This is a genomic window from Lysobacter sp. F60174L2, assembly GCF_052547135.1.
This window is the reverse complement of the sequence record NZ_JBQWRA010000002.1, coordinates 202,124-219,028: the sequence shown is the minus strand read 5'-3', so window position 1 is coordinate 219,028 and position 16,905 is coordinate 202,124. Positions and strand designations below refer to the sequence as shown.

12 protein-coding genes and 3 pseudogenes are annotated in these 16,905 nt (G+C 69.7%); 9 read left to right on the top strand and 6 right to left on the bottom strand.

The window, feature by feature from the left end:
* Window positions 1-39: 39 nt before the first annotated feature.
* Window positions 40-717 (bottom strand): two-component system response regulator CreB, encoded by a 678-nt coding sequence (gene creB, locus ACT9AS_RS06110; RefSeq protein ID WP_445099248.1) that lies wholly within the window; start codon window positions 715-717, stop codon window positions 40-42.
* Window positions 718-800: 83 nt separating this feature from the next.
* Between creB and ACT9AS_RS06105 the strand changes: the two genes are divergently transcribed.
* A complete protein-coding gene (locus ACT9AS_RS06105; RefSeq protein WP_445099247.1) occupies window positions 801-1,658 on the top strand; it encodes a 23S rRNA (adenine(2030)-N(6))-methyltransferase RlmJ in 858 nt (285 codons plus the stop codon).
* A 153-nt stretch (window positions 1,659-1,811) separates the two neighbouring features.
* Here ACT9AS_RS06105 and mdoH read toward each other — a convergent pair.
* The 3 genes and pseudogenes from mdoH to ACT9AS_RS06090 all read right to left on the bottom strand — a co-directional run.
* Window positions 1,812-3,716 (bottom strand): annotated as a pseudogene (mdoH, locus tag ACT9AS_RS06100) (glucans biosynthesis glucosyltransferase MdoH); the annotation flags it as partial.
* Window positions 3,704-5,152, bottom strand: coding sequence for a glucan biosynthesis protein (locus ACT9AS_RS06095; RefSeq protein ID WP_445099246.1), 1,449 nt, complete (start codon window positions 5,150-5,152; stop codon window positions 3,704-3,706). The pseudogene mdoH and the gene ACT9AS_RS06095, both read right to left, overlap by 13 nt.
* 177 nt (window positions 5,153-5,329) lie before the next feature.
* On the bottom strand, window positions 5,330-6,253 hold the full coding sequence (locus ACT9AS_RS06090) for a cation diffusion facilitator family transporter (protein ID WP_445099245.1): 924 nt from the start codon (window positions 6,251-6,253) through the stop codon (window positions 5,330-5,332).
* 138 nt (window positions 6,254-6,391) lie between these two features.
* Between ACT9AS_RS06090 and ACT9AS_RS06085 the strand changes: the two genes are divergently transcribed.
* The 7 genes and pseudogenes from ACT9AS_RS06085 to aqpZ all read left to right on the top strand — a co-directional run bounded on the left by ACT9AS_RS06085 (window position 6,392) and on the right by aqpZ (window position 13,106).
* Window positions 6,392-6,934: a GNAT family N-acetyltransferase gene (locus ACT9AS_RS06085; RefSeq protein ID WP_445099244.1), complete on the top strand. Its 543-nt coding sequence runs from the start codon at window positions 6,392-6,394 to the stop codon at window positions 6,932-6,934.
* Window positions 6,935-7,072: 138 nt separating this feature from the next.
* Window positions 7,073-8,359, top strand: a pseudogene (locus ACT9AS_RS06080) (transcription-repair coupling factor); the annotation flags it as partial.
* Between the two features lie 126 nt (window positions 8,360-8,485).
* Window positions 8,486-10,672 (top strand): annotated as a pseudogene (gene mfd, locus ACT9AS_RS06075) (transcription-repair coupling factor); the annotation flags it as partial.
* An 82-nt stretch (window positions 10,673-10,754) separates the two neighbouring features.
* On the top strand, window positions 10,755-11,285 hold the full coding sequence (locus tag ACT9AS_RS06070; RefSeq protein WP_445099243.1) for a histidine phosphatase family protein: 531 nt from the start codon (window positions 10,755-10,757) through the stop codon (window positions 11,283-11,285).
* Window positions 11,286-11,371: 86 nt separating this feature from the next.
* Window positions 11,372-11,758 carry a hypothetical protein gene (locus tag ACT9AS_RS06065; protein WP_445099242.1) on the top strand — a complete coding sequence of 129 codons (387 nt, stop codon included), beginning with the start codon at window positions 11,372-11,374 and terminating at the stop codon, window positions 11,756-11,758.
* Between the two features lie 128 nt (window positions 11,759-11,886).
* Window positions 11,887-12,333, top strand: a complete 447-nt coding sequence (locus tag ACT9AS_RS06060) for a hypothetical protein (protein ID WP_445099241.1) — start codon at window positions 11,887-11,889, stop codon at window positions 12,331-12,333.
* Window positions 12,334-12,362: 29 nt separating this feature from the next.
* Window positions 12,363-13,106, top strand: coding sequence for an aquaporin Z (gene aqpZ / locus ACT9AS_RS06055; RefSeq protein ID WP_445099240.1), 744 nt, complete (start codon window positions 12,363-12,365; stop codon window positions 13,104-13,106).
* Here the strand turns inward: aqpZ and ACT9AS_RS06050 are convergent.
* A complete protein-coding gene (locus ACT9AS_RS06050) occupies window positions 13,103-13,960 on the bottom strand; it encodes a pirin family protein (RefSeq protein WP_445099239.1) in 858 nt (285 codons plus the stop codon). The genes aqpZ and ACT9AS_RS06050 overlap by 4 nt on opposite strands.
* Window positions 13,961-14,231: 271 nt before the next feature.
* On the opposite strand from ACT9AS_RS06050, the gene ACT9AS_RS06045 reads away from it, so the two are divergent.
* Window positions 14,232-14,747 (top strand): hypothetical protein, encoded by a 516-nt coding sequence (locus ACT9AS_RS06045; protein ID WP_445099238.1) that lies wholly within the window; start codon window positions 14,232-14,234, stop codon window positions 14,745-14,747.
* A 15-nt stretch (window positions 14,748-14,762) separates the two neighbouring features.
* Here ACT9AS_RS06045 and rlmKL read toward each other — a convergent pair whose 3' ends face one another.
* A complete protein-coding gene (rlmKL, locus tag ACT9AS_RS06040; RefSeq protein ID WP_445099237.1) occupies window positions 14,763-16,904 on the bottom strand; it encodes a bifunctional 23S rRNA (guanine(2069)-N(7))-methyltransferase RlmK/23S rRNA (guanine(2445)-N(2))-methyltransferase RlmL in 2,142 nt (713 codons plus the stop codon).
* Window position 16,905: the final 1 nt, after the last annotated feature.

The following is a 16,905-nucleotide window of genomic DNA, read 5'->3' as shown; positions in this document are numbered from 1 at the left end:
CGCGTCGCCCCTATCCGGGTCATTCCGGCGCGGGCATCGTCACCGCGCATCGATGGAATACCCCAGTCCGCGATGCGTGCGAACCGGATCGGCGGTGGCGTCGACCTCGCGCAGCTTGGCGCGCAGGGTCTTGATATGGGTGTCGACCGTGCGGTCGCCGCTGTCGAGCGCGTCGCCCCAGACCCGGTCCATCAGTTGCGCCCGCGACAGCACTGCGCCAGGCCGCTGCAGCAGCGCGGCAAGCAATCCGTACTCGTAGCGGGTGAGGTCCAGTGGCTGGCCGCGGAAACGGATGCGCTTGCCGTCCGCGTCATGGTCGAATCCGGCGGCAGCGGCCGGTGGCTCGGTCGCGGCGCCGCCGGCCCGGCGCAGCACCACCCGCACCCGCGCGACCAGCTCGCGGGGCGAAAACGGCTTGGTCACGTAGTCGTCGGCGCCGATTTCCAGCCCGAGGATGCGGTCGGCCTCGGCGCCCTGCGCGGTCAGGAAGATAACCGGCAGCTCGCGCCCGCGGCGCAATTCCCGGCACAGGGCAAAGCCACCGATATCCGGCAAGCCAACGTCGAGTACCGCCAAGGCGAAGTCTTCCGTCGCCACCCGCCGCAGCGCCTCGCCGCCGGTCAGGCAATGCACCGGCTCGAAGCCATCGGCGCGCAAGGCGTACTGCACGGTGTCGGCGATCGCCGGTTCGTCTTCGACCAGGAGGATTCGGGGCATGGCAGGGACCGGATTCGGCCGCGATGGCGGGCGTCGACAGGATAAGCCAGCCGCCGGCGCCATCGGCGGGATACCCTGTCGCGATGAACTACCGCCATGCCTTCCACGCCGGCAACCACGCCGATGTCCTCAAGCACGTCGTGCTGCTGGCCGTCTGCGACGCCCTGCTGGCCAAGCCGACGCCCGTGTTCGCGCTCGACACCCACGCCGGGCGCGGGTTGTACGCGCTCGACAGCAACTCCGCGCAACGCACCGGCGAGGCGGAGGGCGGTATCGGCCGGCTGCTGGCGGAGGCGCCGAAACACTCGGCCATCAGCCGCTACCTCGCTGCCATCCGCGCCTGCCGTGCCGAACACGGCCACGCCAGCTACCCCGGCTCGCCGTGGCTGCTGGCGCACGCCCTGCGCGAGGACGACCGCATCGCCGCCTGCGAGTTGCTGCCCGAGGAGGCCGCGCAGCTCAAGAGCAATTTCGCCCGCGATCCGCGTGTCGCGGTGCACGCACGCGACGGCTACGCGGCGATGAAGGCGCTGCTGCCACCGAAGTTCGGCGTGACCCGCTTCAACCGCGGACTGGTGCTGATCGACCCGCCCTACGAGGCGCAACTGGAAGAGTTCGACCACATCATCGGTGCCGTGCGCGAGGCGCTGACGCGCTGGCCGCAGGCGACCTATGCGGTCTGGTATCCGATCAAGCGGCGTCGCTCGCTGCAACCGTTCCTGCGCCGCGCGGCCACGGTGCCGGCCAAGTCGTCGCTGCTGGCCGAGTTGATGATCCACCCCGACGATTCGCCGCTGCGCATGAACGGCAGCGGCATGTTGCTGTTCAACCCGCCGTGGCAACTCGACAGCACGCTGGCCTCGATGCTGCCGCTGCTGCAGGGCGCACTGGGCGAGGCCGGGGCTTCGTCGCGGGTGGAATGGCTCAAGCCCGCCGCGTAGACACCCGGTTGCCCGGCGCCATTCGCCTCAGCGCCGCGATTCCAGCCGCGCGGCAAACGCGCCGCCCTTCTGCCGCAGCCATTCCGACGATACCGTCGCAGCCGTGCGCGTCCATTGCGGCACCTCCGGCAGCGGCAACTGGCCGAACCGGCGCGGCCGTATCCACGGGTTGCCGCGCAACGCCTGGGCACGCGCAAGCACCGGCGGTGGCGCGGTTTCTTCCGGCGTACGGAACACGCCGATCTCGTGCAACCAGCGCCCCGGTTCCGGCGCCGAGGTCACCGCCACCAGCGGGATCGACAGGATCATGCCGACCAGCACCGGGCTCATCCACAGCATGAGCGGCGGCGACACCAGCCAGGCTGCCACCGCCAGCACCACGCCGCATGCGGTGACGCCGCCGTAGCGCTGGACCAGGCCGGACCACGGCAACGTGCCATCGTCGCGGCGCTGGCTTTCCCAGCCCGAATCGCGCCCGGCCAGCACCTCCAGCACGCCACGCGACTGCACGTACATCGTCACCGGCGCCATCAGCGTGGTCAGCAGCGTTTCCAGCAACAACCCCGCGAGCATGCGCCAGGCCCCACCGCAGCCGCGCCGGGCCCAGGGGTCGACGAAGTTCAGCACGAAGCCCAGCAGCTTCGGGCCGAGCAGCAGCGTCATGGTCAGGCCGAACACCCACAGGAACCGCCCCACCGCTTCGCGCGCCAGCCAGGCCTGGCCGCTGCCGGCGGCATCCATCGCCTCGACCGGGATCCCGCCGCTCGACATCGTCATCAGAACGCCGATCACGATCAGCATCGCCCAGATCGGCGCGGTGATGTAGTGGCCGATGCCGGTCATCAGGTGCCAGCGGCTGAGCCAGTGCAGGCCCTTGGCCGGCAGCACGCCAGCATGCTGCAGGTTGCCCTGGCACCAGCGGCGATCGCGCACCAGCATGTCGGTCAGCGACGGCGGACCTTCCTCGTAACTGCCACCAAGACCGGGCACCAGGTGCACGGCCCAGCCGCCGCGGCGCAGCAGCGCCGCCTCGACGAAGTCATGGCTGAGGATCGCGCCGCCGAACGGCTTGCGGCCCAGCAGCGGCGGCAGGCCGGCCTGCTCGGCGAACGCGCGCGTGCGGATGATGGCGTTGTGGCCCCAGTAATTGCCGTCGGTGCCATGCCACCACGCATTGCCCACCGCCAGCACCTGCCCGTACACGCGGCCGGCGAACTGCTGCATCCGCGCGAACGCGGTGCTGCCGTTGACCACCACCGGCAGGGTCTGGATCAACCCGACGCCGGGGTTGCGCTCCATCGCCATCGCGAGCCGCACGATCGACTTGCCCGTCATCAGGCTGTCCGCATCGAGGATCAGCATCTGCGGATAGGCCGCACCGAAGCGGCGCACCCACTCGGCGATGTTGCCGGCCTTGCGCTCCACGTTGTCGGGGCGCAGCCGGTAGAACAGCCGGGCATCCTCGCCGACCTCCCGGCGCAGCGCGTTGAACGCGACCAGTTCGCGCTCGCGGATCTCCGGTTTCGTGGTGTCGCTGAGGATGAAGAAGTCGAAGTCTGCAAGGCGGTGGGTACGCGCCAGCGACTCGTGGATCGCCTGCACGCCGGCCATCAGCCGCTCGGGGTCCTCGTTGTAGGTCGGCATCAGCAGCGCCGTGCGGGTCTGCAGCGGCGGCAACGGGCCGCCGTCCACCAGCCCGAGACGTTCGCGGCGGCGGTAGCCGTGCACGATCCGGCCGAACCCCGCCAGCGCGCTCATGAAGCTCTGCGCCACGAACACGAACAGCACCGCGAACAGCGCCAGGCCCAGGTACTCGAGCGGCGCAAGGCCGTTGCCGGCCAACGCCCAGCCCAACTGCCCGGTCGCGGTCGCGGTAAGCGCGGCGGTACCGCCGAATACCCAAAGGCGACGCCAGGCGATAGTGTCGGGCGTGCCCGGCAGCCGCTGTGGCGCCGGCGCGGCGTCCTGCAGCGACTGCACCGGCATCGCCAGCGGCGCCTCCGGCGGCAGCATGGGCGCATCCACGCGCGGGACGGGGGTCGTGTTCATCGGATCCATCGATACAACCAGGTTTCGGAAAGGGGGGTGCCATCGGCCTTGACGATGCGCAGGCGCAACTCGGCCAGCGCTGCGTCGGCCGGGTCGAGCAGGAATGCCGCACGCCAGCCGCCGCCGATGCGCGCGTCGACCACGGGATTTTCGACCTGGCCGGCATCGCTGGCCAGGTCGATCCGTGCGTCGATGGCGTCGGAGGGGCCGCCATCGAAATCGATGACGAAGTGACGACGGCCATCGGGGCCGGCGCCGGCCCGGGTCTGTGTGACGCGCGCAAGGCCGGGCTGCCACGGGTGGGACCGGCCCCAGTGCAGGCGGTAGGAGAAGTGGTGTTCTGCCCCGGCCTTCAACGGCTTGCGCGGGCGCCAGAACGCGACGATGTTGTCCTGGTACTCGTCGGCGGTCGGCAGCTCGAACAGGTGCACGCGGCCCTTCCCCCAGCCACGGCCCGGCTCGACCCACAGGCTCGGCCGGTCGTGGTAGCGCGCCTCGCTGTCGCCGAAATCCTCGAACCGGCGCTTGCGCTGCATCAGCCCGAACCCGCGGGCGCCGTCGAAGCTGCTCTCCTGCAGCGTCGGCGGATTCTGCAGCGGGCGCCAGGACAGCGAGCCGTCCTCGCCATGCAGGGCCAGCCCGTCGGAGTCGTGGACCGCGTCGCGGAAGTCGTCGATCCCGGCGCGATCGGCCGAGTCGAAGTAATACATGCTGGTCAAGGGCGCGATCCCGACCGCGTCCAGTTCGACCCGCGGATACAGGCGCATGTCGACGTCGAAGACGGTTTCCACGCCCGGGGTGACCACGAAACGGAATGCACCGCTGGCCGACGGCCCGTCGAGCAGCGCGTGGATCACCAGCTGACTGGCGTCGGATGCCGGGCGCTCGATCCAGAACCGGGTGAAGCGCGGGAACTCCTCGCCGCGCGGGTCGCCGGTGCCCAGCGCCAGGCCGCGTGCGGACAGTCCGTACACCTCGCCGCGCGCCACCGCGCGGAAGTAGCTGGCGCCGAGGAATGCGCAGACTTCGTCGAGGTAGTCCGGTGTGTTCAACGCGGCGTGCGCGCGGAACCCGGCGAAGCCCAGCGACGGGTCCGGGACCACGGCCGTTGCATCCTTGCCGAAGTCGAACTGGTCGGGCTGGTAGGGGATCTCGACCACCTTCCCGTCGATCACTTCATCGATGCGGACGCGCTCGCGGTGGAGGTAGCCGCGATGGAAGAACTGGAGCTCGAAGCCCCGGCCCTGCCCCCGCCACAACGCCTCGCCCGGCCGGAAGCGGATGTCGCGCCAGCGGTCGTAATCGGCGCCGGACAGCCAGGCGGGCAGGTCGTCGGGCGCCGCGGCGAACGGCCTGGACGCCAGGCCGCGCGCCAGTCGGCTCACCACCCCGGCGTCGAACGTCCCGGAATCGCCACCCGTCTGTGCGCCAGCCGCCCACGGCATGGCCGCCCCCGCCCAGACAACGGGGGAGCAGATGGCAGCCTTGAGGAGCTGGCGTCGGTGCACGGCGATCCTGTGGGGTCAAAACGGGAAAGCCGGCGATTCTGAACAGGCGACCGTTAACGTCGCGCGAACTGTCGGCTTGCCGACCAGCCCCGCGGAGCGCCGCCCGGGCCCTCGTCAGGGAGCGCCCGCGCCGGCTTCCGGCTCGAAGAAGCTCCAGCGCACTTCCGGGAACGCCTGCTTCATCGCGACTTCCACGGTGTTGATCTCGCCGATCATCACCCGCACGTTCTCGCGCTCGCGCATGCGTGCCTGCACCGAGACCATGACGTCGTTGCCGAGCTGCAGGGTCAGTACGCTGATGGTCTCGGCGACTTCCGGACGCCCGTCGAGGAACTGGTGGATCTGCTGCTGGCGCTCGGGATCGACGCTCTGGCCGATCAACAATGCCTTGACCTCGATCGCGACGAACACCGCGACGATGATCAGCAATGCGCCGATCGCGATCGTGCCCAGCGCATCCCACAGCGGGTTGCCGGTGACCATGGTCAACGCGACCGCGAACAGCGCGAACACCAGGCCGAGCAACGCCGCCAGGTCCTCGCCGAAGATCACCACCAGTTCGGCTTGGCGGCTCTCGCGGAACCAGCGCCACAGGCTGCGGTGACCGCGGGACTTGTTGACCTCCTGCAGGCAGGCACGCATCGAGATGCCCTCCACCACGATGCCGAACACCAGCACGCCGACCGCCCACCACAGCTTGCCGATGTCGACCGCCTCATGCACCTGCAGCTTGTGGATGCCCTCGTACAGCGAAAACATGCCGCCGACGGTGAACAGCATCAGCGCGACCAGGAACGACCAGAAGTAGATCGCCTTGCCGTAACCCAGCGGGTACTCCGGCGTGGCCGGGCGCTTGGACTGCTTCATGCCGAGCAGCAGCAAGCCCTGGTTGCCGCAGTCGGCGAACGAGTGGACGGTCTCGGCCATCATCGCGCTGGAACCGGTGAAGAACGCCGCCACGCCCTTGGCGACGGCGAGCGAGAAGTTGGCACCCAGTGCGAAGAAAATCGCGCGGGTCGAATCACCACCACCGGCCATGCTGGAATTCCCGAGTCTGTGAGCGGCGCGAGTCTAGCACCGGGCCGCGAACGCCCTGTCGTGGTGCCCCCGGACACCGGCGACCGCGTGACCACGGAATGAAGATGCTGTTTACATTTGGTATGCCACTATCCGGCCATGACCGCGCGCGAACGTCTCCCCCCCTGGCATGAGCGCCAGACGCTGCCCAACGGGCGCGAAGTATTGATCCGTCCCATCCGTCCCGAAGATGCCGAGCCATTGCGCGCCGGCTTCGGCCTGCTGCAGCCCGACGAGGTGCGGCAGCGCTTCCTGCATTCGTTGCAGGAGCTGAGCCCGGAGATGGCCGAGCGCTTCACCCGGATCAGCCCCAAGAGCGAATTCGCCTTGGTGGCGGCCGAGCCGCTGCCGCCCGGCGAGGCACTGGTGGGCGCCGTGGCGCGGATCGTGGTCGATCCGGACGGGCGCGCCGGCGAGTTCGCCATCCTGGTCAGCCGCTACATCAAGGGCATGGGGTTGGGCCGCTACCTGATGACCCGGCTGGTCAAGTGGGCGCGCAGCAAGAAGCTGGAGCGGATCTACGGCGACGTTTTCGAGCACAACCTGCCGATGCTGGCACTGGCCAAGTCGCTGGGCTTCGAACGCGAGTCGCAGAACGACAGCCTGATCCGGGTGGTCCTGCACCTCGACAGGCCGCTCTGACTCTCGGGAGCGTAGGAGCGGCTTCAGCCGCGATCGGGAGCCGGCACGGACGAACGGTTTCAGATCGCGGCTGAAGCCGCTCCGGCAGGTCCGCCGCCCACGGCAGGGCGCCGATGCATCGGCTAAAATTGCCGGCTGATGCCTTCCCCCACATTCCCCACTCCGCCGCTGCCGCAAGCGGGCCAGCAGCGCGCCTGGTGGCGTGCGCCGGCCTCGCCCTCGGCCCTCGCCTTCCACGTCGCCCGCGCGGCCGCCGCCCACGACGGCCCGCTGCTGCTGATCGCGCGCGACAACCACGCCGCGCATCAGCTCGAAGCGGATTTGCGCACCCTGCTCGGCGAGGCCGCCGCGGACACGGGCGGCACTCCGGTGCTGCCCTTCCCGGACTGGGAGACCCTGCCCTACGACCACTTCAGCCCGCACCCGGAAATCGTCAGTCAACGCCTGTCGACCCTGCACCGGCTGCCGTCGCTCAAGCGCGGCATCGTGGTGGTGCCGGTGCAGACGCTGCTGCAACGCCTGGCGCCACTACGCCACGTGGTCGGCGGCAGCTTCGACGTGCAGGTCGGCCAGCGGCTCGACCTCGATGCCGAGAAGCGCCGCCTGGAGTCGGCCGGCTACCGCCACGTGCCGCAGGTACTCGACCCCGGCGACTTCGCGGTGCGCGGCGGCCTGCTCGACGTCTACCCGATGGGCGCCGACCAGCCGTTCCGGGTCGAACTGCTCGACGACGAGATCGACACCATCCGCGGCTTCGATCCGGAGACCCAGCGCTCGTTCGACAAGATCGACGCGGTGCACCTGCTGCCGGGCCGCGAACTGCCGCTCGACGAGGCGTCGCTGAAGCGCGCGCTCGACGCGCTGCGCGAGCGCTTCGACCTCGACACCCGCCGCAGCGCGCTGTACCAGGACCTCAAGGCCGGCACCGCGCCATCGGGCATCGAGTACTACCTGCCGCTGTTCTTCGAGCAGACCGCGACCCTGTTCGACTACCTCGGCGACAACGCCCTGCCGCTGCTTGGCGAGGGTGCGCTGGAGGCGGCCGAGCAGTTCTGGACCCACACCGGCGACCGCTACGAGCAGCGCCGCCACGACCTCGAACGCCCGCTGCTGCCGCCCGATGCGCTGTACCTGTCGCCGGACGCGCTGCGCGAGCGGCTCAACCAGGGCGAACGGATCGAGGTTTGCGGCGAAGGCCATCCGCAGCGCGAGCGCGCCCACGTGCTGGCCAGCCAGCCGGCACCGGACCTGCCGATCACCGCGCGCGACCACGTCCCGGCCGAAGCGCTGAAATCCTTCCTCGACAGCTATCCGGGCCGCGTGCTGGTGGCGGCCGATTCGCCGGGGCGGCGCGAGGCGTTGCTGGAGATCCTGCAGGCCGCGGGACTGCAACCCGAGGTACTTTCAGACTGGCCGACTTTCGCGAATGTGCCCCCTCTCCCGCGTGCGGGAGAGGGTTGGGGTGAGGGCAAGCCCGGTCGCGAAGTCGCCGCCGCGGGCGAAGAGCGCCCTCATCCGCCCTCCGGGCACCTTCTCCCGCACGCGGGAGAAGGGAAGCTGGCGCGCTTCGCGATTGCGGTCGCGCCGCTCGACAACGGCTTCGTGCTCGACCAGCCGCAACTGACCACGCTGACCGAACGCCAACTGTTCCCCGAGCGCGCCAGCCAGCCGCGTCGGCGCAAGCGCGTCGGCCGCGAGCCCGAGGCGATCATCCGCGACCTCGGCGAGTTGTCCGAAGGCGCGCCGATCGTCCACGAGGACCACGGCGTCGGCCGCTACCGCGGTCTGATCACGCTGGAGGCCGGCGGCGAGAAGAACGAATACGTCGAGATCGAGTACGCCAAGGGCGACCGCCTGTACGTGCCGGTCGCGCAGTTGCACCTGATCAACCGCTACTCCGGCGCCTCGGTCGAGACCGCGCCGCTGCATTCGCTCGGCGGCGAGCAGTGGACCAAGGCCAAGCGCAAGGCGCAGGAAAAGGTCCGCGACGTCGCCGCCGAACTGCTGGAGATCCAGGCCAAGCGGCAGGCCCGCGCGGGTCTCGCGATCGAGCTGGACCGGGCGATGTACGAGCCGTTCGCGGCCGGCTTCCCGTTCGAGGAAACCCCCGACCAGCTCGCCGCGATCGAGGCGGTCGTCCGCGACCTGCAATCGAGCCAGCCGATGGACCGCGTGGTATGCGGCGACGTCGGCTTCGGCAAGACCGAGGTCGCGGTGCGCGCCGCGTTCGCCGCCGCCGCGGCCGGCAAGCAGGTCGCGGTGCTGGTGCCGACCACGCTGCTGGCCGAGCAGCACTACCGCAATTTCCGCGACCGCTTCGCCGACTGGCCACTGAAGGTCGAGGTGCTGTCGCGCTTCAAGACGACGAAGGAGATCAAGGCCGAGCTGGAGAAGGCCGCGCGTGGCGAGATCGACGTCATCGTCGGCACCCACCGGCTGCTGCAGAAGGACGTGAAGTTCAAGGACCTCGGGCTGGTCATCGTCGACGAGGAGCAGCGCTTCGGCGTGCGCCAGAAGGAAGCGCTCAAGGCCCTGCGCGCCAACGTCCATTTGCTGACCCTGACCGCGACTCCGATCCCGCGCACGCTCAACATGGCGATGGCGGGCCTGCGCGACCTGTCGATCATTGCCACTCCGCCGGCGCACCGGATGGCGGTGCAGACCTTCGTCGTGCCGTGGGACGACAGCCAGCTGCGCGAGGCGTTCCAGCGCGAAATCTCGCGCGGCGGCCAGGTCTACTTCCTGCACAACGACGTCGAGAGCATCGGCCGGATGCAGCGCGAGCTGCAGGAGCTGGTGCCGGAAGCGCGCATCGGCATCGCCCACGGCCAGATGCCCGAGCGCGAGCTGGAACGGGTGATGCTCGACTTCCACAAGCAGCGCTTCAACGTGCTGCTGTGCACGACGATCATCGAATCCGGGATCGACATCCCCAACGCCAACACGATCATCATGAACCGCGCCGACAAGTTCGGCCTCGCCCAGCTGCACCAGTTGCGCGGCCGCGTCGGGCGTTCGCACCACCGCGCGTATGCCTACCTGGTGGTGCCTGACCACCGCTCGATCACCACCGACGCGAAGAAGCGGCTGGACGCGATCGCCTCGATGGACGAACTCGGCGCCGGCTTCACCCTGGCCACCCACGACCTCGAGATCCGCGGCGCCGGCGAGCTGCTCGGCGAGGACCAGAGCGGGCAGATGGCCGAGGTCGGCTTCAGCCTCTACACCGAGCTGCTGGAACGCGCGGTGCGCTCGATCAAGCGCGGCGAGCTGCCCGATGTCGACGGCCAGAGCGTGCGCGGCGCCGAAGTCGAGCTGCACGTGCCGGCGTTGATCCCCGAGGACTACCTGCCCGACGTCCACACCCGCCTGACCCTGTACAAGCGCATCTCCGGCGCCCGCGACAGCGCCGACCTGCGCGAGCTGCAGGTCGAGATGATCGACCGCTTCGGCCTGCTGCCGGACCCGGCCAAGCACCTGTTCGCGGTCGCCGAACTGAAGCTGCAGGCCACCGCGCTGGGCATCAGCAAGCTCGACCTCGGCGAGAAGGGCGGCCGCGTGCAGTTCGTCGACAAGCCCAATGTCGACCCCATGGCGATCATCAAGCTGATCCAGGGCCAGCCCGCGCTTTACCGCATGGACGGGCCGGACAAGCTGCGGTTGACGCTGGACCTGCCCGATGCCACGGCGCGGCTGGCGGCGGCACGCGGCCTGGTGATCGCGCTGGCGCCCGGCTGACCCCGCATCGATTGTTGCGGCGCGTCTGGCGCACCACACGGTGCCCGGCGCACTATCGCGGGGTTGCCACCGGAGTCACCCGATGCCCCATGTCCGTTCCATGACGCGCGCCGCGATCGCATTGTCGCTGGCTTCGCTGGCCGGCTGCGCCAGCTGGCCCGGCGCCGACCATTCGCGCGACTTCGTGATCGTGCGCCACGCCGAAAAAGTGCCCGACGGCTCAGACGACCCGGAGCTCACCGCTGCCGGCCGCGCGCGGGCGCAGGCAATCGCCGACACCCTGGCGGACACCGACGTGGTTGCGGTGTATTCCACCGACACCCGCCGCACCCGCCAGACCGCCACGCCTACCGCACAGGCGCACGGCCTGCCGATCATCCCCTATGCCGGCGAGGAGCCCGCCCAGGCACTGGCCACGCGGCTGCTGGATGCCCATTCCTCCGGGACGGTGCTGGTGGTCGGCCACAGCAACACCGCCCCCGGCATCGCCGCCGCGCTGTGCGGCTGCGAAGTGGAGCCGATGGACGAGTCCGAGTACGACCGCCGGATGACCATCCATATCGATGGCGATGGCGATGTCACCCTGCTCACCGCACCGATCCCGATGCCCTGACCGGAGGCCCCAACGAAGCGCACCGGATGTTCACACCAGCCGCGCTACGTTCCGACCGCAACGCCCCCACACCTGATGGAGCCGTCATGACCCGTTCCCTGACCCTCGCCTGCCTGGTGTCCTGCGCCGCCGGCTCCCTGCCCGGTTGCGCCAGCGGCGATGTGCGCACCGCCGCCCTTGGACAGCCCGTCACCTTGCGGGTCAGCGAGCAGGTCGCCCTGCCCGGCGATGCCGCGCTGCGCTACGTCGGGGTCACCGCCGATTCGCGCTGTCCGCCGGGTGTGCAGTGCATCCGCGCCGGCGATGCCGATGTCGCGTTCGAATTCACCCCGCCCGGGGGCAGCGCGGTCCCGGTCACGGTCAACATCCCGGAGTCGCCGAGCGCGCCGGTCGGCGATTGGCAACTGACGTTGCTGTCGCTGGAGTTCGGCGATGCGCCGCAGGCTACGGTGCGGGTCGACCCCGCCGACTGACGGGTCCGGCCGGATCCGGCGCGCCCCCGTTCATGCGCACCTGAAATCCCCGCGTTTGTCAACGCCCTGATTCTCGATTATGGTCCATCCGTGGCCGCATGGGATCGGCCACGAACACGGGGGATCACATGAAGAAGACGGCTTTCTGCCTGCCCGTTCTGCTGCTGGCCGCGTTCGCGGCGCAGGCGCAGGACGTACCGGGCTGCCCGCAACTGCCCGCGGGCACCGACCTGATCTGGGAACATCGCAATACCGGGGGTTCCGATTTCTGCCGCGCACTGCGGCCCGACGGTACCGAGGCCTTCGGCGTCTACATCGCCAAGGACTCGCCGTTCGAACCCCAACGCAGCAACCGCGAGGAAGAAGGCCTGGTCGACGGCCGCGAGGTGCGGTGGTATCGCGCCGAACTGGTCACCAAGCCCGACATCGAGGCGCGCGAGACATTGCTGGAGCTCGACGACGGCCGGGTCGCCCACATCTGGCTGCAGGCCCGCTCCGGCGACCAGTTGCGCAGGGCACTCAACCTGACCGGGCAACTGCACTTCGGACGTGACCGGCAGGTCGCCGGCCAGTAAAAAACCCCGCCACACCACGGAGAGAAGCGATGGCGCGTCGACTTGCAGCCGAGTTGCTCGGCACGTTCTGGCTGGTCCTTGGTGGTTGTGGCAGCGCGGTGCTGGCGGCCCACGTGGTCGGCGCCGATGGCTACCAGTTCGGCATCGGATACCTCGGCGTCGCCCTGGCGTTCGGCCTCACGGTGCTCACCGGCATCTACGCACTCGGCCACGTATCGGGTGGCCATTTCAACCCCGCGGTGACGCTGGGGTTGTGGGCGGGCGACCGCTTCCCGGTCCGCGACGTGGTGCCCTACATCCTTGCGCAGGTGGTCGGCGCGATCGCGGCCGGCGGGATCCTGCTGCAGATCGCCAGCGGCGCCAGCGGGTTCGCGATCGATCCCGCATCGGCCGGGGCTTTCGCCAGCAACGGCTATGGCGCGCTGTCGCCCGGTGGATATTCCGTGGCGGCGGCATTCCTGTGCGAAGTGGTGCTGACCGCGTTCTTCCTGATCGTGATCATGGGCGCGACCCACGGCCGCGCGCCGGTCGGGTTTGCCGGCATCGCGATCGGCCTGGCGCTGGCCCTGGTCCACCTGATCAGCATCCCGGTCACCAACACTTCGGTGAACCCCGCCCGCTCGACCGGCGTGGCGCTGTTCGCAGGCTCCGGCGCGATCGGCCAGCTGTGGCTGTTCTGGCTGGCACCGCTGCTGGGCGGCCTGCTCGGCGGCATCGTCTACCGCTGGCTCGGCCACGACCGGCCGGATGTGGTCGGCGATCCGCGCGGCTAGAAGCGCCCTTCCTGGTAGTCGACGAACGCCTGCATCACCTCCTGCCGGGTGTTCATCACGAACGGGCCGTGGCGTACCACGGGCTCGCGCAGTGGCCGGCCGGCGACCAGCAACAGGCGCGCACCATCGCCACCGGCGCGCAGGTCTACCACTGCCCCGCCGCCAAGCATCGCCAGTTGCTGCGCCGCCAACGGGCGTGCGTCATCACCGGCGCCCAGCACGAGATCGCCCTCGAACACATAGGCGAATGCGTTGTGGCCATCCGGAAGGGCGTACTGCCAGCCGGCGTCCGGCGCGAGCGTGATATCGAGGTAGACCGGCTCGGTGGCCGGTTGCGCGATCGGCCCCTGCGCGCCATCGACCTGCCCCGCGACGACCTTGACCGACACACCATCGGCCGGCTCGACCTGCGGAATCCGGTCCGGCGCGAATTCCTGGTACTTCGGCGCCACCATCTTGTCGCTGGCCGGCAGGTTCACCCAAAGCTGGAAGCCGCGCATGCGGCCCGACTCCTGCTCCGGCATCTCCGAATGCACCAGTCCGCGGCCGGCCGTCATCCATTGCACGCTGCCGGGCACCAGCACGCCCTCGTTGCCGTGGTTGTCCTTGTGCCGCATGCGGCCGTCGAGCATGTAGGTCACCGTCTCGAAACCACGATGCGGGTGGTCGGGAAACCCCGCGAGGTAGTCCTCGGGCCGGTCGGTGCCGAACTCGTCGAGCAGCAGGAACGGATCGAGGTCCGGCAACTGCGCGCCGCCGATGACGCGGGTCAGGCGTACCCCGGCGCCGTCGGAGGCCGGCTGACCGTGGACGACACGATCGACGCGGGCGTATTGGGTGGAATCGGTGGACATGGGCCTCTCCGCGTTGCAATTGGCTATCAGGTCAACATGGTGCGGCTGTGACCAAACGCCAGCACGGTAAACGCAAACCTCTGTTCCATCGTCGGCGGCAATGCCGACGGCCAAGCACAGGGAAATTTTTTGAACAAACGCTCATTTGGGATACGTTAATACTCCACGCTGCCTGCAGCGTGATGCTGGTCACGGAAGCGTGCACGCCCACGCTTCCCGCAGTGCAAACCAGGGCGAGCCATCGCGGCGAGCCTCGCAATGGAGATGCCTCATGAAAATGATTCCGCTGTTTGCCGTGCTGTTGACGTCCAACCTCGCCGTTGCCGGCGAGCCGCCGACCCCGGCCTCCCCCGCGCTGCAGCCCACTTCGGCGTGCCTGGTGCCGGACGAAGTGAAGAACTGGGGCGTGATCGACCAGCGCCGCCTGGTGGTCGAAACCCTTGGACAGCGTTACTACGACATCAAGCTGACCTCCGACTGCGGCGACTTGCAGACGCGTCCGCAGATCTCGTTCCGCAACGGCTCTTCCCTCGGGTTCAGCGGTACCAGCCCGACATTGGCCGGCACGATGGGCGCCGACGATGGGCGCATCTGTGGAGACATCAACGACGCCGTGGTCCCGCATGGCAGCGAGCCTGCGACCGGCAAGGCCTGCGACATCGCCCGGATCCGTCGCATCGACGCGAAGACGTTCGAGGGCGTGTTTGGCAAGTCGGCGGAAGAAGGCAACGCCTTGCTCGACGCCGCGAACGTGCCGGTCCAACCCGCGATGGCCTCCGCGGACTAGCCGCGAACCTGCCGCTCAGCCACGCCGCAACCGCCAGCACCGGTGGATGCGCGCGTGGCGGGCGAAGTCCGGCGGGATCGTTTCGGCGCTGATTTCCTCGCAGTGCGCGAACTGCGCCACGGCGTCCTCGTCGAGACGGAAGCGACGGAAATTGTTGGAGAAGTACAGCACGCCGTCGGCCGACAGCCGCGCCACCGCGGCGCGCAACAGGGCGACGTGGCCGCCCTGCATGTCGAAATCGTCGGCGCACTTGGAGTTGGAGAACGTCGGCGGGTCGCAGAAGATCAGGTCGTACTCGCCGCGGTCGGCGGCCAGCCACGACACCGCATCGGCCTGCACGAGTTTGTGGCGGGCACCGCCGATGCCGTTTTCGGCGAGGTTGTCGGCGCACCACTGCAGGTAGGTCGCCGACAGGTCGACGGTGGTGGTCGCCCGCGCGCGGCCGACCGCGGCGTGCACGGTGGCGGCGCCGGTGTAGCCGAACAGGTTGAGGAAGCGGGTGTCTTCGGCCTCGGCGGCGATCCGCAGGCGCATCGGCCGGTGATCGAGGAACAGGCCGGTATCGAGGTAGTCGAACAGGTTGACCCGTAGCCGGGCGTCGCCCTCGCGCACGGTGAGGAACTCGCCGCGTTTGTCGAAGCGGCCGTACTTGGAGCCGCCCTTGCCGCGGGCGCGGGTCTTCAGCGCGACCTGTTCGTGGGTGACCTCGAACACTTCGCGCGCCGCCGCCAGCAACTCGTTGAGGCGGCGGCGCTGGGTCGGCTCCGGAATCTCGTCAGGCGCGGCGTATTCCTGCACGTGCAGGGACCGGCGCGGGGTCGCCTCGTCGGTTTCGTAGACGTCGATCGCCGCCGAGTACTCGGGCAGGTCGGCGTCGTACGCACGGAAGCAGGTGATGCCCTCCGCGCGCCGCCAGGCCTTGAGCCTGCGCAGGTTCTTGCGCAGCCGGTTGGCAACCATCTGCGCGCCCTCGCCCAGCGCCTGCGGCTGCTCGCTGCGCTCGCGCTGCGGCGGCGCGACCGGGTCGGCGACGATCAGGGTGCATTCGATCGCGCCGTTGAACAGCTGGTACTTCTTCTGCGCGCGCAGGCCGGTGGCGTGGGCCAGTTCGGCGTCGCCGCACAGCAGGCTGGCGCGCCAGTGCGGTACCGCGCGCCTGAGTGCGTCGCCGAGGCCGCGGTACAGCGCCGGGTCGGCGGCGAGGCGGATGTCGTAGGGCGGGTTGCTGGCGACCAGGCCGCGTTCGGGCAGGCCGTCTGGCTGCAACGCCTCGATGCCGGCCGCCTTGAGATCGATCACGCCGGCAAGACCGGCCATCACCTCGTTGTCGCGGGCCGATCCGATCGCATGCGGGTCGAGGTCGCGGCCGAAGAACACCGGTCGCAACGCGGCGCGGCCGGCGGTTTCGCGGGCACGGGCGTCGTCCAGCAACGATTGCCAGCCGGCCTCGTCGAAACCCTTCCAGCGCGTCGGCAGGAAGCCGCCGTGGCGCAGCAGGCCCGGCGCGACATCCGCCGCCATCAGCGCGCCCTCGATCAGCAGGGTGCCGCTGCCGCACATTGGATCGAGCAGGCCGCCGCCATCGGCGTAGACCTGCAGCCAGCGCCCGCGCAGCAGCACCGCGGCGGCGAGGTTCTCCTTCAATGGCGCCTCGCCCTGCTGCTGGCGCCAGCCGCGGCGGTGCATCGGGCCGCCGCCGAGGTCGATCGAGACGATCGCGCGGTCCTTGCGCACGACCAGGTTGATGCGCAGGTCCGGGGTGTCGACATCGACATCGGGTCGCGTGCCGGTGGCGTCGCGCATGACATCGACCACGGCGTCCTTGACCCGTTGCGCGGCGAAGCGCGCGTGGGTCAGCGTGGTGCCGGAGACGTGCGCGTCGACCGCAATGGTGTCGCCATCGGCGAGGTGATCCGGCCACGGCAGCGCGGCGACGCCGGCGTACAGCGCCTGCTCGTCGGCGCAGTCGAACTCGGCGATCGGCCACAGCACCCGGCTGGCCAGACGCGACCACAGCACTGCGCGCTGGGCGTCGAGCAGGCTGCCTTCGGCGTTGGCCCCGGCCATGGTCGCGGTCGCCTTGGTGCAGCCGAGGGCGAGCAGTTCGTCGGCCAGCAGGTATTCCAGGCCCTTGCCGCAGCTTGCGAAGAATTTCATC